Raw genomic sequence first — 15,907 nt, forward strand, 5'->3', positions numbered from 1 at the left:
TAATGACCCCCAGTTTGTAAATTCGTGGATTTACCTGTATACTAAAGTTTGTTAAGAACAAAGGTAACAGGGATTACCGCATACAAATGGAGGTCATCAAATGAATTATAACACAGTTTACGTAGGAATGGATGTTCATAAGGAAAGTTTTTCACTTTGCAGCTTCACAATCGAAGAAGACAAAGCGTCCCATGCCCAGAAAGTCGAATCGGATTACAAACAAGTCCTAAAATATCTCGAGTTTCTACGTACCATTTACGGAAAGGATGCGTATTTCATATGCGGTTATGAGGCTGGCTGTCTCGGCTTCACTTTATACCATCAGTTAACGGAACATCATGTTAACTGCGTAATCCTCGCTCCGACTACCATGTTACAGCAGCGTGGGAAGAAAAAAATCAAAACAGACAAACGCGACGCTGCCCTGATTGGCCGCTGCCTGGCCCAGCATAATTACAGCCCGGTCCATATCCCCACAGAGCAGGATGAAGAAACCAAGGAATATCTCCGGATGCGAACCGACCACAAGCTGGCGCTTAAAAAGATAAAGCAGCAGATCCTGGCATTCTGTTTGCGCCATAATTATCGCTATGAGAGAGGCGGCAGCCACTGGACTCAAACCCATATCAAATGGCTCAGGGCCTTGACCCCGGATGGCCTGTACAAGGAGATTCTCGACGAATATCTGTTGATCTTCGATCATCTCAGCAATAAACTGGAACGTCTTGAACAGCGTATTGAGGAGCTTGGGTCCAGGGAGGAATATGGGGCAGATGTCAAAAAGCTTACCTGTTTACTTGGCGTCAAAACCCAGACCGCCTTGTCTGTCATAGTGGAGGCTGGAGATTTCAAGCGGGCTGCGCCAGCAGACCGGTTTTCATCGTACCTGGGGCTGGTATCCGGCGTAGATTCCAGCGGGGACGGACGCCAGAGGCTTGGCATCACCAAGGCGGGGAACACCCACGTGCGTCGGTTGCTGGTTGAAGCGGCGCAGAGTTATAGCCGTGGGCAAATCGGATACAAGTCCAGGGAATTAAAAGCCCGCCAGAGTGGAAATACACCACAGTTGATTGCATACGCAGACAAAGCCAATGAACGTCTAAGGCGGCGCTATTATAAAATGGTGCTTGGACAGAACAAGCGCAGCAATGTAGCAAAAACAGCAATCGCAAGGGAACTGGCCTGTTTCATGTGGGGAATGATGACAAATCACATAGCCTGATGCGGGTACAGCACCGTGCGGCTCCGGTCAAGGCTGCTGCGCACCGCCTGCGGCGTCAGGGCCCTGACAGTAACCGCCCGCTACTGTAGCGGGTAAACAAGCCGATGTAAGCTGGCCAGTGCCACATACATCTGGCCACAATCCAAAGTAACAACTGAAGACATCTTGAAAGGGTTTCGGCCATTTCAAGGTTTGGGCTATCTACGCCTCAACTATGTTGGCACAAATATCAGTGATCCACGCATTTAGACGGTAGAGCCCACGGCGGACCATTGACCTGTAGGTAACCAATCCACGTATATCAGAGTGGCCAATGCCGGGAACTGACACTCCGAAGCTCTTTCCAGATGTCTTCAGAAACAAAAAATAAAAGTTTGTGGTGATGTTCCGCAATTTACACTTGACAAAAGTCATTACATATCAGTTGAGATGTGAGGACGCCTCTGTAAGATGGCGAACGGGGGAGTGGGAGGGGGGTGAGTCTTCAGTCCTGGTTGGCAGGGTGTGGTGAGGGGAATCCAGGAGAAAAAATTCCTACGGGGACACGCTTCCGCTTGTGGAATGCGCAACGGATGCTAGCTTCGTGAGAAACCTGCCACCGCACGCTTTTGCACTAAGCTCGATAGGACCTCGCTAAGTGCTCAATGTGTCAGCAAGCACCGGCGGATTCCAAGGCCCCTTTCGGAACGTTTTCTCCTTCCTTCCACGGGCAGGTGGTTGGCGGGATTGAAGACTCAGCGAAGGTTATTGCCCCGTCCGCCGGCTTCAGGGGCTGATTGTCTCTTTCGTCAAGTGCGGCGGTGGTATTGTCGCGGCCACGATATAGTCGTAACTATTTAATATTCTGACGACATCCAGGGCTGCATAAAAAGAGTATCGGAATAAACACTCTAAGATTCTAAGCTTACACAGTCTCATAGTGAATAGGAGGCAGTTTTCCGGTATTCGGGAAAGCGTAGTGGCAGCGACAAGCGCCTCCCCTCTTGAAGAAAGAGGACAGATCAGGCGCCGCAGGCCGGGGACCGGGCCGTTATCCTTGAACTGTCCCCTTTGTCAAGGACACTTTATGAAGTGGGGGACCCGTTTTTTCAGACACCCTTCCTTCCGTGTAGCCTTGATCATGGACACTGAAACAGAGGGAATCCCCCCGGTTGGATAATCGGCCCAAAGTGTATCCTGATTCTTAGACACACGCTCTCCCCTGCCATGGTATTCTATATGATTGGGTGACTCTCGGTACGGGAGGGGCCCGCACTGGCACCAAGTTCCTCCGGTTTCCGGGCAATCGCCGGAAGTGCCGGTACGTTGGGAATATCCAGTGGATATTCTCCGGTGGTGATAAAGTGGTAAAACTCATTGGGGGCAAGCTTTGCAAGATGCCACTGGTAACGCCGGTTATTGTAATACTCCATATAGTCATCAATGATGGACTGTACTTCGCGAAAAGTCCCGCATCCAGCCAGTTTCGCCCGGATGTGGTCTTTCATATGGCCAAAGAAACTTTCCTGTGGGGCATTGTCCCAGCAGTTGCCCCGGCGTGACATGGACTGGCGCAGCTTCTTGTCGGAAAGGATGCGGATAAATCGGTAGCTGGTATAATGGCAGCCCTGGTCACTGTGGACAATGGTTTCCTCATGAAGGGAAAGCCCATGGTTTTTAACCAGCTGCTTCACCGTTTCAAGGACAAAATCCACTTCCAGGGATTCGCTCAGCACATACGAAAGGATCTGCCGGGTGAAGGCGTCCAGGACCGTTGATAAATAAGCAAAGGTCCCGTTATAGGGCAGGTAAGTGATATCGGCTAACAAGACCATCCTGGGCCCATAGCAGTCGAACTCCCGCTTTAGCAGGTTATCAGCGACATGGCTGGTTTTCAGGGCCCTTGCCATCCTTTTATAAGGGTTGGGGCCCCGGTGCGGGCAGGAAAGCTTAAACTTATCCATCAGCCTCCGGATCTTTTTCAGGTTCATGACGGCCGGCGGGGTCATATGGAGCAGGGCCATGTAGATCCCTCTGGCCCCTTTGGTGTAACCGTGGAGCCCGTAAGCCGCCAGGATCCGCTCAAAATCCGCACGGTCCTTCTGTTCCTGAAGTTCTCTGGCCGGGGCCGCTTTCAGCCAGGCATAATAACCGCTCCTGGAAACACCGGCGGTGGAACAGAGTTCTTTCACTGAAAGGACATTTCCGCTTTGCTGCAGGGTGTTACTGATGATTTCGAAGACACAGGAAGAATCGTTCATTAGCCATGCACCTACTTCCTTGTGGTTCGGATGGAGGAAATTTTTTTTAAAAAGGCAACTTCCTGTTTCAGGTAATCAACCTCGTGCCGGAGCTGTTTGAGTTCCTCTTTTCCCGATACAGGCATACCAGAGTCCGAAGAGGCGGGATTGGCCCTGCCGGAAGAGACACTCCCATCGTGGAAACCGCCATATTTGTTGTACTGCTCCCGGATATGGCCGGAGATGCCCCATACCCTGCGCTGGCCGAGGACGGCGGGATCGTAGCCGTATTTCTCGAGGATCTGCCGGGGAGGCATCCCGGCCTGATACTCCGAATAAAAGAGTTCCTTGAATTCCTTGGTAAAAGCTAACCTGGCCTGGTCCACCCGGTAGGTGAAAGGGTTTTCACGCAGCACCAAAACCTGCTCAGCGGTGAAAAGATTTTTAATCATGGGATTCCTCCTGTTCTTGCTTAAGAATACCATAGGCGGCGGAATGTGTCGAAAGGAAAAGGATGTGCGGCCATCATCCAGGTCAGATACGTCCCTCCTGTCTTTCCATAAGATGTGTCCACGATAAGGGGAATGGGATGTGGGGGATGTCTAAAAGATGGGTCCCCCACTTCGTTCCGTGTCCACACTTATGGGTACATTATACCTGGCGGAGTCTTTCGTCCCGGCCATAACCTTCCTGTGGGGAAGAAGGGAGAAAAAGATTCCGGAGGGAACCTGGGAGTTCATCGGCACTTACCGAGGTATTTTCGAGGTTAGTGTCCGTTATGTACTCCAACGAGCGCAAGCGTTTCCCGCAGGAACTTTTTCTGCCCGGATTCCCCGCCCACGACCATCTGACGCCCGGGACGAAAGACTCATCGATCCCCCTCACCACCCCGGCCCCTGGCCTGACGGCGGCGACCTCATTTCTCAACCCAATCCCCATTTTAGGGCTAAACAACTACGCAAACAACCGGAAAATCAAATCCCTGTCTTGCAAGGCAATGCCATCTGTATTATAATGAGAAGGTATTTTCAGAAAATATGATAATCAGGATAGAAAACATAATACAAAATAAATGCATTAAAACAGCAGAAATTTCAGTAAAAGGAGATAGATTATATGTTAGACGGCAAGAAGACATTATTCAGCGGCATGCAGGCGACAGGAAACCTGACACTTGGCAATTATCTGGGAGCGCTTAAGAACTGGGTCAATATCAGCGACGACTACCAGACATTTTTCAGCGTAGTGGATATGCATTCCATCACGGTGCGCCAGGATCCGGCTGAACTGAGGAAAAGAGCCAGAACCCTTCTGACACTTTATATTGCGGCCGGACTCGATCCGGAGAAGAACTGCATCTATTATCAGTCCCATGTGACGGGACATGCGGAGCTGGCATGGATTCTGAACTGTTTCACCTATATGGGTGAGCTGAGCCGTATGACCCAGTTTAAGGACAAATCCGCCAAACATGCGGACAATATCAATGCCGGTCTTTTCACTTATCCGGTGCTGATGGCGGCAGATATTTTGTTATACCAGGCGGACGTCGTGCCGGTTGGCATCGACCAGATGCAGCATCTGGAGCTGACAAGAGATATTGCAATCCGTTTTAATAACATTTACGGAGACGTATTTACTGTGCCGGAGGCATATATCGGAAAAGCCGGAGCTAAGATTATGAGCCTGCAGGAGCCGTCTAAAAAGATGTCTAAATCGGATGAGAACCCGAATGGAAGCATCTATTTGATGGATGACCCCGATACCATTATCAGAAAATTTAAACGTGCGGTGACTGATTCCGAGGCCTGCGTGCGCTACTGCGACGAACAGCCGGGAATCAAAAACCTGATTGATATCTACTGTGCATGCACAGGGAAAACTGCCGCGGAGACAGAGAAGGAATTTGACGGGAAAGGTTACGGAGACTTTAAACTTGCGGTGGGAGAAGCAGTTGTTTCCGTTTTGAAACCGCTTCAGGACCGGTTCGCCGATCTCTCAGGCAATAAAGATTATATTGACGGCGTAATTAAGGGCAATGCCGAGAAAGCCCAGTATTTCTGCAATAAGACACTTCGGAAAGTACAGAAAAAAGTAGGCTTCCCGGAACGAATCAGATAAGTTGGTTTCAAAGGCGAAGCTGCCGGCCTCTTCCATTTAACAGGATGGGGCGGCAGCTTTTTGGAAATGCATTTTTGTAAACGGAGGAAATTAAGATGAGGGTTTTGACGTATCAGATAGATGACAGGGAGAGACTGGGAATTTTGAGTAACGATGATCAGTGGATTTACCCTGTGGAATCCATAGGGATGGAGTATCGCGACATGAAAGAACTGATCCGGGAGATTAGTGAGTCGGAGATCCAGCTGGCGGAGCATATTGCCGGCAAGCAGCCCTATGAGGCGGAGATTAGAGGGGCAACCCCTTTGGAGGATGTAAAACTCCTGGCTCCGATTCCAGATCCGGATCAGGACATCATATGTCTGGGTGTCAATTACATCGACCATCTGAAGGAGAGCAGCGACTTTCTTAAAGGAGCCTATTCGGAAGAACAGGAATATGCCGTCTATTTTGGTAAGAGAGTAAACCGGGCTTCGGGTGATAAGGAAATTATACCCTCTTATCCGGAACTGGTGGACGGGCTGGATTATGAAGCGGAGCTGGCCGTCATCATTGGAAAAGATGCAAAAGACGTGCCGGAGGAAAAGGCCGGGGAATATATCTTCGGTTATACAATTTTAAATGATGTCAGCGCCAGAAATATGCAGGATCGCCACGGACAGTGGTATTTCGGAAAGAGTCTGGACGGCTTTACACCGATGGGGCCATGGATCGTAACGGCAAATGAGTTTGATTTCCCGCCAAAACTTGGTATCAGTTCCAGGGTAAACGGCGAACTCAGGCAGGATGCCAGCACAGGCGATCTGATATTCGGTATTGCACATATCATCAGTGAGCTTTCGAAAGGAATGACGCTGAGGGCGGGGACGATTATCTCCACGGGTACGCCTGCCGGGGCGGGCGTTGGGTTTAAACCGCCGAAGTATCTGAAGAAGGGCGATTCTGTGGAATGCAGAATTGAGAAGATTGGGAGCCTGACGAATACGATTGGGTAGAAAGGAGTCCCATGAAAATTGGTGAGTTTTTGCAGGAGAGTGGTAATCTTTAACGATAGCGTAAATGTTATGCTTATAAAGAAATATTAATTATAAAAGTGATCATGAGCCATAGCTCATGGTCACTTTTATGATCTGAGCTGAAGAGTGTACAGTGTAAATCAGTCTAAAGGAATCCTTTAGGATAGGTTTAAGGTATCATAAGAAACAAACAAAATCGAAGAAAAAAATTTATCAGATAATAATGTATTTTTATGATAATAATAAAACATAATAGGTTGACAAATCATACTATAGAGAATATAATCATGAGTATAAAACAAACATGATTAAATTATCGACATAAACAGCGGGATTTTATGTGGAGCCGATAGTGAGTTTCACAATAAATTATATTAAGAAAAAGGAGAATTTAAAGGAGGAAGAGAGATGAAGAAAGTGCTATGTATTGCTATGGCGGCTATGATGATTCTTGGGGGCTGCTCGAAGCCGGAAACTACTGCCCCGGTTCAGAACCAGGCGGCAGGAGACAGTAAGTCTATTACGATTAGACTGGTCTCTATCCCGAACACATTGGACTGTTATGCGGCGGGAACCATTGACTGTGAGGAGATTTCAAAACTTCTCTACGATCTGGTATTAGAACCGGATCCGGAGACCGGGGCACCTCTTCCAGGCGTTGTGAAGGAGTGGGAGACGCCGGACGATCTTACAGTAGTGCTGACTATGGGTGAAGGATACATGTTCCAGAACGGAGAAAAAGCATTACCGGAGGACGTCATTTATTCCATTGAACAAAACAGGGAACATTCATTGGGCGGACATGCTTTTGGAAGCATTAAGAGCATGGAGGCCGAGGGGGATAACAAGGTGGTTATTCATCTTGAAACTCCGTTCGTAGATACGGTTGCCGCTCTTACAAGTGTTTATCTGTATGACAAATCTTACTGCGAATCTGCCGGAGAAGACTGGGCCAATAAGCCAGTCGGCACAGGACCGTATAAGTTAAAAGAATATGTTCCCGGATCGAAAATAGTTCTGGAAGCATGGGAGGATTATCCTTTTGAGAAATGTTATATGGATGAATATACATTCCTCTGTATGGAAGAAGATTCCGCTGCCTATATTGCCCTGGAGTCGGGAGACGTGGATGCCACGGCAATCTCTATCGCTGATTACGACCGCGCTTCAGAAAATCAGGCGGTTACTGTTTATGAAGGAGAGACGATTACCTTATATCAGGTATGGATGAATGTCTCCAAACCGCCGTTTGACAATCTGAACCTCAGAAAGGCTATGGCATATGCGTATAATCGGGAAGGCTTTTTAGCCCTGAACAAACTGATGACCGTATCGGACAGCTTTGTTCCTAGACAGGCGGAATTCTACTATTCGGCACCCAACGCTATTCATTACGATTTAGAGAAAGCTCGTGAACTCCTGGAGGGAGAAGGCTATACACAGAATAATCCGCTTAAAATTGAACTTATTACATATGCCGGTGAGAAGACAAGACAGGCTTATGAGGCATACCAGCTGGAGCTTAAACAAATTGGCATAGACATGGAAATTACAACCATGGAATTCGGCGCATATCTTGACAAAATGTACAAGGGAGAATTTGAAGTGATTTCCGATGACTGGTCGATTCCTCCGTTTCTCATGAATTATATGGCGATGTTATATTCCGGTTCTCAGGGAGACTATAACGGAACCTTTTTCACGGATGAGCGGTGCGACGAGCTGTATCACATCGCCGCAGGTTCGGCAACGAATCCTCAGGTCGGCCTGGACGCAGCAAAAGAATTGCAGGAGATAGCATGGGATCAGGTGCCGTTTATCCCCACATTCTCACCTAAGATGTACTTTGTTGCGGACAAAGACATAAAAGGAGTTGAACTGCAGAATAACGGCAGACCTGTTTTAAGAAAATTGTGCCGGTAATCAGACAGAGTATGGGAGGACGAGTATGAAACTGATTCATGCCGAAAATATGGGGTTAATTAAGAGCATTTCTGATTTATGTGTATCTCCGGATGGAACCATTTTGGCATTTTGCCTGGAAAGCGCATGTATCGCAGAAAACAGATACCACTCATATCTCTATGCTTATGAACTGTGCAGCGGCAGGCTGCATCGCTTGGACAGCCATGATTCAATCCGGAACTGTTTTTTTGACCAGGATGGAAAAGTGATTTATACATGGGATGAGCCGGAGGATGGTGCATCATCCCAGAGCACGAAATTTTGGGAGGCGGATCCCGTATCCGGGGAGACAGGGGAGGCTTTTAGCCTGCCCCTGCCCCATGCGAGAGCAGATCTGCTTGCGGGAGATCGTCTTGTAATTAGCGCGGTTTGGGATCTGGAACTTGAGAAATTAAAAGCCGCCGGGGATGAGAGAGCGGTCGAGGCCCATCTCAGGGGTGAAGTAATTGTATGCGATGAATATCCCTATCGGATAGATGGTCAGGGGTATGTAAACAAGAAGCGGAACCGGCTTTATGAGTACAATCGTGGAGACGGCTCCCTGGTATCTGTTACGCCGCCGGAATTTCAAACACATGATTACGCCGTCGATGAAGGCCGGCTATATGTGCTGGGAGAAGAGTATCAGATCAGTACGGAACAGAAATACTCCGTATACTGCTGGGAAAACAGACAGTTCCGGCTCAGCGCAATGGGGGACTGTATGTTCGCGGCCCTGGCCGTGTCGGGCGACAGGATTTTCACAGTCACCGATACACTGCCCGACGATGTAAATTCATACATCTATACGGCAAAAGGCGGCGACAGAAAGCTGGACGCCAGATTTAAGACCCAATATACTCCGTTTAATCTGATTTCAACTGATTTTTCCAGAGGAAACGGGCATGAATTCCTGGCATTAAAGGGCAGTCTGTATTATACGCTGCAAAACAGAGGAGGTGTTGGGCTGTATCGCCGGGACGGAAATAAAGAAGTGCGAATTTCACCGGAAGGAATCGATGTCCTGCATTTTACTATTTCTGCAGACGGCCGTATCTTTGCCGTGGGACTGCCGGAACTGGGCGGAGCGGAAATTTATGAATTATTTCAGGACAAGGCGGTTCAGCTGACGGCGCTTCATGAATCAGGACTCGGAACATTTGATTTGTCTAAACCGGAGCATCTTGTTTTTACAAGCAGTGACGGCAGCGAGGTTGACGGCTGGGTGGTTCCCCCCGCCAATTATAACCCGGGGAAAAAATATCCTGCAATCCTGAATATTCACGGTGGCCCACAGCTTCGTTTTTACGGAGGCTTCAATTTTGCACATCAGGTCTGGGCAGCAGACGGATATTTTGTAATGTACTGTAATCCTCATGGAAGCATAGGTGATACGGCGGAGTTCAGCAATCTGAGAAAAAGATACGGTACAATTGATTATGAAGACATTATGAAGTTTGTAGATACCGTGCTGGAGCGATATGGGGCGATTGATGAAAAAAGATTGGGTGTCACGGGAATTTCCTATGGCGGTTTTATGACTAACTGGATTATAACGAGAAGCCGCCGCTTTGCAGCCGCAGTTTCCCAGTCTGGAATTGCAGATTGGATAAGCCTCCATGCTACGGATGATCTTCCGGGATTCGATCGGACCATAGCGGGAAGTTATCCGTGGGAAGATATCCGTGAACACTGGAGGATTTCACCGCTTGCTTATGCCGGCCGTTGTTCGACTCCGACCTTGTTCATCGAGTGCGGAGAGGACTACAGGTGTCCTGTCGATCAGGGACTCAGTCTGTATCAGGCATTGATTACACAGGGGATTCCTTCGCGCACCATAATTTTGAATGGGGAAACACACTGTGTGTTCCGGTCGGGCAGGCCATGGGCACGGCTTAAAATTATGCAGGAAACAGCGGAATGGTTTGACCGGTATATACCTGGTTAGACGGGGGCTTCATACATACCTGCAAGGAGGTATCGATTAGTATGACGAGATATATAATAAAACGGCTTTTACAGATTATCCCGATAGTAATTGGAGTGTCGATTTTAGTATTTACAATGCTCAGCTTTGCCCCCGGGGATCCGGCGAGACTGGCGCTGGGCGTCAATGCAACACAGGAACAGTTATACCAGTTTAAGGAGGAACGCGGACTCAATGATCCCTATCCGGTCCAATACATTAATTATGTCAAAAAAGCGGTGCGGGGGGATTTGGGAGAGTCCTACATATCAAAACAACAGATTTCAGATATGGTAAAGCTGCGTCTGCCGAATACGCTGAGACTTTCACTTACCGGAATCGCGCTGATTGTGATTGTGCAGATACCGCTTGGAATTGCGCTTGCGGTGAAGCAAAATACTGTTTTTGACAATACAATGAGGATTGTGACGCTGATTCTGGCCTCTATGCCGGAGTTCTGGCTGGGGCTGATGCTGATGCTGCTCTTTTCCGTACAGCTTAAGTGGCTGCCGTCCACTGGATTCGACAGCGTCAGGCATATGATTATGCCTGTGATCTGTGCGTCCACCTATGGATGGGCTTCCGGGTCGAGACTGACGCGAGCCTCGATGCTGGAGGTAATACGGCAGGACTATATTAAAACGGCCCGGGCCAAGGGGCTCGATGAGCGTGTTGTAATCCGTAAACATGCGCTTAAAAATGCCCTGATGCCAACGATTACCTCTATCGGGGTTTCAGTCGGGTTCTGCTTTGGCGGTTCGATTGTAATTGAGCAGTTGTTCAGTATTAACGGAATGGGAAAAATGCTGGTAGAAGCACTCCGGCAGAAGGATATGCCGGTAATCATGGGCGGAGTTATCATTATCGCCATACTGATAGCGCTCACCAATCTAATCACGGACTTAGCCTACGCCGCGGTGGATCCGAGAATCCGTTCCCTTTATGTGAAGCCAAAGAAAATACCACATAAGGAGGCGATGAACAATGCTTAAAAATACAGACACGAAACAGGCTGCCGACACCGGGAGAAGCAAAAGGAGACACAGTCCCGGCTATAATGCATGGGTTAAGTTCAGGCGCAATAAATCTGCTGTTGTCGGATTGATTATGCTTGGAGTCATATTGACCATATGCATTACCGCACCTCTCTATCTGAGCTATGAAAATGACGTTTTGAAAGCCGATTATTCCATGATACGCCAGTTCCCGGCACCGGGCCACCTTTTAGGAACCGACGAGCTGGGGAGAGACCTGCTTGCCAGACTCCTTTGGGGAGGGAAAACATCCATCACCATCAGCGTGGTGTCGGTTCTGGTTTCTATGGTCATCAGCCTGTTTCTGGGCTCTCTGGCCGCCTATTACGGCGGTACGACCGACGCTCTCATCATGAGAACATTGGACGTAATCATGGCAATACCGACGACGCTCCTTATGATTACTCTGGTGAGCATTATGAAACCAAGCGCATTTAACCTCACGCTGGCCCTGGGGCTCAGCTTTGTTCCGGGTGACACCCGTTTTATCAGAGCCCAGGTTCTTACGGTAAAAAATAATGAATATATTGAGGCGTCCAAAGGCCTGGGAGGTTCGGATTTCTGGATTATACTCAAACATATTATTCCCAATGCAATAAACCCGTTGATTTCTCAGTTCGTACTGTATGTTGGAACCGGCATTGTATTGATAAGCTCCATGAGCTTTATCGGTCTTGGAATTCAGCCTCCGGCGCCCGAGTGGGGAACGATGCTGTCCGGCGGCCGTGAATTTATCCGTGACTGCTGGCATCTTACCGTATTTCCGGGAATTGCGATAGTGCTGACGGTAACGGCGCTGACGCTGATGGGAGATGGACTCAGGGATGCTCTTGATCCGAGAATGAAGCGATAAACGGCGAGGTACGAGAAATGGACGAAAAATTATTATTAGACATTAAAGATTTAAACGTGAAATTTTATACGGATAATGGAGTTGTGAACGCCATCAACGATGTCAGCCTTTCTTTAGAGGAAGGAAAGACACTGGGGCTGGTAGGGGAAACAGGAGCCGGTAAAACGACGCTTGCTCTGTCAATCCTGAATCTGATTGACAGCCCTCCGGGTAAGATTGAAAGCGGCAGCATCTTCTTTGAAGGAAAGGATCTGCAGAAAATCAGCAAAGAAGAGTATTTAAAGATAAGGGGAAAAGAAATATCCATGGTTTTCCAGGATCCGATGACTTCCCTGAATCCGGTCTATACCGTGGCGGATCAGATAAGTGAAGTAATCTCTGCGCATCAACAGGTCAGCAAACACGAAGCAAAGATAAAAGCAATTAAGATGCTGGAGACCGTGCGGATTCCGGCGGAACGCGCCTTTGAGTATCCGCATCAGTTCTCAGGCGGAATGAAGCAGAGGGTTGTTATTGCCATTGCGCTTGCCTGCAACCCAAAACTTTTGATTGCCGATGAGCCGACTACCGCACTGGACGTTACGATCCAGGCCCAGGTGTTGGAACTGATGGCGGAACTGAAGGAAAAAAATAATACCTCTATGATTATGATTACTCATGATATGGGAATTGTGGCGGAAATCTGTGACACAGTGGCTATCATGTATGCAGGGGAAATCATTGAATACGGAAGCCTGGAACAGATTTTTGAAAATCCGCTGCATCCGTATACCAACGGGCTTTTTGGGTCAATTCCCGACATTACAAGCGACGCGGAATATCTGTCCCCTATTGAGGGACTCATGCCGGATCCAATGAATCTTCCGGAGGGATGTAAGTTTCATCCACGGTGTAAATATGCGGATCAATGCTGTTCCTCCAGAAAACCGAAGTACATCGATCATGGGAACGGCCATTATGTCAGATGTCTGATCTATGAAAATACCATTCCGGCGAAGGAGGTAAAGAAATATGAGTGACGAATATATCAGGGTAGAAGGCCTGAAAAAATATTTCAAAGTCTCCTCCGGAACGCTGCATGCTGTGGATGGTCTGGATTTTACGATTGAGAAGGGTAAAACCATCGGGATTGTAGGGGAATCGGGATGCGGAAAAAGCACGGCGGGGCGTCTGATGTCCATGTTGCTTGAGCCTACGGCGGGGTCGGTGTTCTTTGACGGGTGCGATATCACAAAACTTAAAAAGAAAGAAAAACTGGCTTACAGACGCCGGATACAGATGATTTTCCAGGATCCGTATTCTTCACTGGATCCACGTAATACGATTTATGAGAATATTGCGGAACCATTTTACATTCACAATTTTTTTCAGTCCAAAGCAGAGAGAGATGAAAAGATATTTGGAATGATGGAGCTTGTGGGCCTGGCCGAACGTTTTGCAGATTCTTATCCCCATGAGATGGATGGCGGCCGTCGGCAGCGTATTGGGATTGCCAGGGCGCTTGCCTTAAATCCGGAGTTTATTGTGTGCGATGAGCCGGTTTCGGCACTGGATGTTTCAATTCAGGCTCAGATATTAAATTTACTTAAGAAATTACAGAAAGACTTTAATTATACTTATATGTTTATCACCCACGATATGTCGGTAGTTAAACACGTTTCGGATGACATTCTGGTCATGTACCTCGGCCAGATGGTGGAAAAAGCGCCGAGTAAGGTTTTGTTCACTTCCGCAATGCATCCGTATACGCAGGCGCTGCTTCTGGCAATTCCTGTGCCAAAGATCGGGGCGAAGAAAGAGAGGATCCTTTTGGAAGGAGAGATCTCTTCCCCGATTGATCCGAAACCGGGCTGCCGTTTTGCGGCGCGCTGCCGGTATGCCACCGAACGCTGCCACAGAGAAGATCCGCCGATTACAGATCTCGGCGAAGGTCATTTTGTCAGATGTTTTCGCGTATGCGATGGAAATCAGAATATTTAAAACGACTGTAACAGCATCCTGCATAACTGCAACAGAGAAGTTATTACCTGTGCGTCGATTTCAAACCTCCTGTCGCCGGATTATCAATCAGATGTCCGTCCGAATCAAACCGGGAGCCATGGCACGGGCAGTCCCAGGTATACTCCTGCTTATTCCATTTCAGGGCGCATCCCAGGTGCGGGCAGCGGGGCCTGGATATGGTCAGAAGATTCATTGTCGCCTCCAGTGCATTGGCGGCGAGCTGTGGCCGGAGTATGGTTCTGGACGGTGAGAACAGGGCTGCATAAGGGGAATGCTGTTCCGTTATAAGGGCGGTGAGCACCATAGCGGACACCATGGAGGAGGTCATACCCCATTTGTTAAATCCCGCAGCGGCGTAGAGATTCGGCGTGTTTTTCGAATAATGCCCGATATAGGGAACATTGTCTAACGTCATGCAGTCCTGTGTGGCCCAGTGGTATTGTTCATTGGAACCTGGATAATATTTCGAGGCAAACCGGCGGAGCTCTTCCCAGCTTCCGCCGGTTTTTCCCGTGCGGTGGCCGCCTCCTCCAATCAGGAGAAGGCCGTCATGGTTTCTGAACGACATTCCATTTTGCGCCTGATCGACATACATTCCGTCTAAATCCGGCGCATTTTCCAGTGCAATCACATAGGAGCGGTGCTGGTACATCTTCAGGAAATAACTGCCGTGCTTATTGATAAACGGAAAATGCGTTGCAACAATTATTTTATCAGCCGTGATGACGCCGCTGGCCGTGCGCGCTGTGCAGCCTTCCAGTTCCAGCACCTCGGTGTGTTCGTAAATATTTAAATCTTTGGCAATTGCATTTACGAACTTAAGCGGATGAAACTGAGCCTGCCCCGTAAAGCGGACGGCCCCGGCCACCGGGAAGGGGAGGGGAAGCTGATGAACCGGCTCCGCAGGAAAGCTCAGTTTACGCAGGGCATCCAGTTCTTCGGCAATTACCCTGGGATCGTCCAGGGAATAAACATATGCGTCCTTCTTTTCAAAATCACATTCGATCCCGCTGCAGAGTTCCGTATATTTTTCGACGGCCTCCTGGTTTGCGCGAAGATAGAGGCCCGCTTTTTCCGTTCCCAGGCTTTTGAGCAGTTTGTGATAAACCAGCCCATGCTGGGAAGTGATTTTAGCGGTAGTGTTTTTGGTGATTCCGCTGCAAACCGTCTCCGCCTCAACCAGAACATAATCCACACCGGCCTGCCCGAGCATGTAAGCGCACAGGATTCCGGCCATGCCACCTCCGATAATAAGGACGCCGGTTTTCATATCTTTTTTTAAACTCTTAAATTTCAAAACAGAAGATGTATCGCTCCATACCGATCCAGGCCGGTCACTGCCGCTTTTTCCCATAGGATGTTCGGGCCTCCTTACAAATGAATTTCAATTAGAATGCCCAGTTATCATCGGTTTGATTCCTGATCATGGAGACAGCGATAAGAAATTCCGCCTATTATGTGGATTACAGTTACGGCAGGCCAAAATTTTCTAAGAAAAATTTATTTTTACATATTGACGCAGAAATCTGCC

General features: G+C 48.4%; 13 protein-coding genes. 10 read left to right on the plus strand and 3 right to left on the minus strand.

Annotated features, from left to right (window positions below; genetic code table 11):
* Nucleotides 1–100: 100 nt before the first annotated feature.
* Nucleotides 101–1,222 (plus strand): IS110 family RNA-guided transposase, encoded by a 1,122-nt coding sequence (locus tag EJL91_RS16425; protein WP_125143047.1) that lies wholly within the window; start codon nucleotides 101–103, stop codon nucleotides 1,220–1,222.
* 1,214 nt (nucleotides 1,223–2,436) lie between these two features.
* Here EJL91_RS16425 and EJL91_RS16430 read toward each other — a convergent pair.
* Together EJL91_RS16430 and EJL91_RS16435 are read right to left on the minus strand one after the other, a co-directional pair.
* The gene (locus EJL91_RS16430; RefSeq protein ID WP_125143048.1) at nucleotides 2,437–3,462 is read right to left on the minus strand and encodes an IS3 family transposase; all 1,026 of its coding nucleotides are present in this window, start codon (nucleotides 3,460–3,462) and stop codon (nucleotides 2,437–2,439) included.
* Between the two features lie 11 nt (nucleotides 3,463–3,473).
* Nucleotides 3,474–3,893 (minus strand): HTH domain-containing protein, encoded by a 420-nt coding sequence (locus EJL91_RS16435; protein WP_125143049.1) that lies wholly within the window; start codon nucleotides 3,891–3,893, stop codon nucleotides 3,474–3,476.
* Nucleotides 3,894–4,219: 326 nt separating this feature from the next.
* On the opposite strand from EJL91_RS16435, the gene EJL91_RS16440 reads away from it, so the two are divergent.
* From EJL91_RS16440 to EJL91_RS16480, 9 genes are all read left to right on the plus strand, one after another.
* On the plus strand, nucleotides 4,220–4,456 hold the full coding sequence (locus EJL91_RS16440) for a hypothetical protein (RefSeq protein ID WP_125143050.1): 237 nt from the start codon (nucleotides 4,220–4,222) through the stop codon (nucleotides 4,454–4,456).
* Nucleotides 4,457–4,557: 101 nt separating this feature from the next.
* Entirely contained in the window at nucleotides 4,558–5,562 is a 1,005-nt protein-coding gene (gene trpS / locus EJL91_RS16445; RefSeq protein WP_125143051.1) for a tryptophan--tRNA ligase, read from the plus strand.
* A gap of 95 nt (nucleotides 5,563–5,657) precedes the next feature.
* The gene (locus tag EJL91_RS16450) at nucleotides 5,658–6,557 is read left to right on the plus strand and encodes a fumarylacetoacetate hydrolase family protein (protein ID WP_125143052.1); all 900 of its coding nucleotides are present in this window, start codon (nucleotides 5,658–5,660) and stop codon (nucleotides 6,555–6,557) included.
* Nucleotides 6,558–6,986: 429 nt separating this feature from the next.
* Nucleotides 6,987–8,501: an ABC transporter substrate-binding protein gene (locus tag EJL91_RS16455; RefSeq protein WP_125143053.1), complete on the plus strand. Its 1,515-nt coding sequence runs from the start codon at nucleotides 6,987–6,989 to the stop codon at nucleotides 8,499–8,501.
* Between the two features lie 25 nt (nucleotides 8,502–8,526).
* Nucleotides 8,527–10,470 (plus strand): alpha/beta hydrolase family protein, encoded by a 1,944-nt coding sequence (locus tag EJL91_RS16460; protein WP_125143054.1) that lies wholly within the window; start codon nucleotides 8,527–8,529, stop codon nucleotides 10,468–10,470.
* A 41-nt stretch (nucleotides 10,471–10,511) separates the two neighbouring features.
* Nucleotides 10,512–11,480 (plus strand): ABC transporter permease, encoded by a 969-nt coding sequence (locus EJL91_RS16465; protein ID WP_125143055.1) that lies wholly within the window; start codon nucleotides 10,512–10,514, stop codon nucleotides 11,478–11,480.
* Nucleotides 11,473–12,375 carry an ABC transporter permease gene (locus tag EJL91_RS16470; protein ID WP_125143056.1) on the plus strand — a complete coding sequence of 301 codons (903 nt, stop codon included), beginning with the start codon at nucleotides 11,473–11,475 and terminating at the stop codon, nucleotides 12,373–12,375. The genes EJL91_RS16465 and EJL91_RS16470 overlap by 8 nt, the downstream gene beginning before the upstream one ends.
* A gap of 17 nt (nucleotides 12,376–12,392) precedes the next feature.
* Nucleotides 12,393–13,394 carry an ABC transporter ATP-binding protein gene (locus tag EJL91_RS16475; protein ID WP_125143057.1) on the plus strand — a complete coding sequence of 334 codons (1,002 nt, stop codon included), beginning with the start codon at nucleotides 12,393–12,395 and terminating at the stop codon, nucleotides 13,392–13,394.
* Nucleotides 13,387–14,355 (plus strand): ABC transporter ATP-binding protein, encoded by a 969-nt coding sequence (locus EJL91_RS16480; RefSeq protein ID WP_125143058.1) that lies wholly within the window; start codon nucleotides 13,387–13,389, stop codon nucleotides 14,353–14,355. The genes EJL91_RS16475 and EJL91_RS16480 overlap by 8 nt, the downstream gene beginning before the upstream one ends.
* A gap of 43 nt (nucleotides 14,356–14,398) precedes the next feature.
* On the opposite strand, the gene EJL91_RS16485 is transcribed toward EJL91_RS16480, so the two are convergent.
* On the minus strand, nucleotides 14,399–15,730 hold the full coding sequence (locus EJL91_RS16485) for an FAD-dependent oxidoreductase (RefSeq protein ID WP_125143059.1): 1,332 nt from the start codon (nucleotides 15,728–15,730) through the stop codon (nucleotides 14,399–14,401).
* Between the last annotated feature and the right edge of the window lie 177 nt (nucleotides 15,731–15,907).

It is taken from the genome of Clostridium transplantifaecale, from assembly GCF_900626075.1.
Lineage (GTDB): Bacteria > Bacillota > Clostridia > Lachnospirales > Lachnospiraceae > Otoolea > Otoolea transplantifaecalis.

What these genes read in the sequence shown, in the direction of transcription:
- EJL91_RS16425 (WP_125143047.1), top strand. Translation starts at nt 101, where the DNA reads ATGAATTATAACACAGTTTACGTAGGAATGGATGTTCATAAGGAAAGT.
- EJL91_RS16430 (WP_125143048.1), bottom strand. Translation starts at nt 3,462, where the DNA reads ATGAACGATTCTTCCTGTGTCTTCGAAATCATCAGTAACACCCTGCAG.
- EJL91_RS16435 (WP_125143049.1), bottom strand. Translation starts at nt 3,893, where the DNA reads ATGATTAAAAATCTTTTCACCGCTGAGCAGGTTTTGGTGCTGCGTGAA.
- EJL91_RS16440 (WP_125143050.1), top strand. Translation starts at nt 4,220, where the DNA reads ATGTACTCCAACGAGCGCAAGCGTTTCCCGCAGGAACTTTTTCTGCCC.
- trpS (WP_125143051.1), top strand. Translation starts at nt 4,558, where the DNA reads ATGTTAGACGGCAAGAAGACATTATTCAGCGGCATGCAGGCGACAGGA.
- EJL91_RS16450 (WP_125143052.1), top strand. Translation starts at nt 5,658, where the DNA reads ATGAGGGTTTTGACGTATCAGATAGATGACAGGGAGAGACTGGGAATT.
- EJL91_RS16455 (WP_125143053.1), top strand. Translation starts at nt 6,987, where the DNA reads ATGAAGAAAGTGCTATGTATTGCTATGGCGGCTATGATGATTCTTGGG.
- EJL91_RS16460 (WP_125143054.1), top strand. Translation starts at nt 8,527, where the DNA reads ATGAAACTGATTCATGCCGAAAATATGGGGTTAATTAAGAGCATTTCT.
- EJL91_RS16465 (WP_125143055.1), top strand. Translation starts at nt 10,512, where the DNA reads ATGACGAGATATATAATAAAACGGCTTTTACAGATTATCCCGATAGTA.
- EJL91_RS16470 (WP_125143056.1), top strand. Translation starts at nt 11,473, where the DNA reads ATGCTTAAAAATACAGACACGAAACAGGCTGCCGACACCGGGAGAAGC.
- EJL91_RS16475 (WP_125143057.1), top strand. Translation starts at nt 12,393, where the DNA reads ATGGACGAAAAATTATTATTAGACATTAAAGATTTAAACGTGAAATTT.
- EJL91_RS16480 (WP_125143058.1), top strand. Translation starts at nt 13,387, where the DNA reads ATGAGTGACGAATATATCAGGGTAGAAGGCCTGAAAAAATATTTCAAA.
- EJL91_RS16485 (WP_125143059.1), bottom strand. Translation starts at nt 15,730, where the DNA reads ATGGGAAAAAGCGGCAGTGACCGGCCTGGATCGGTATGGAGCGATACA.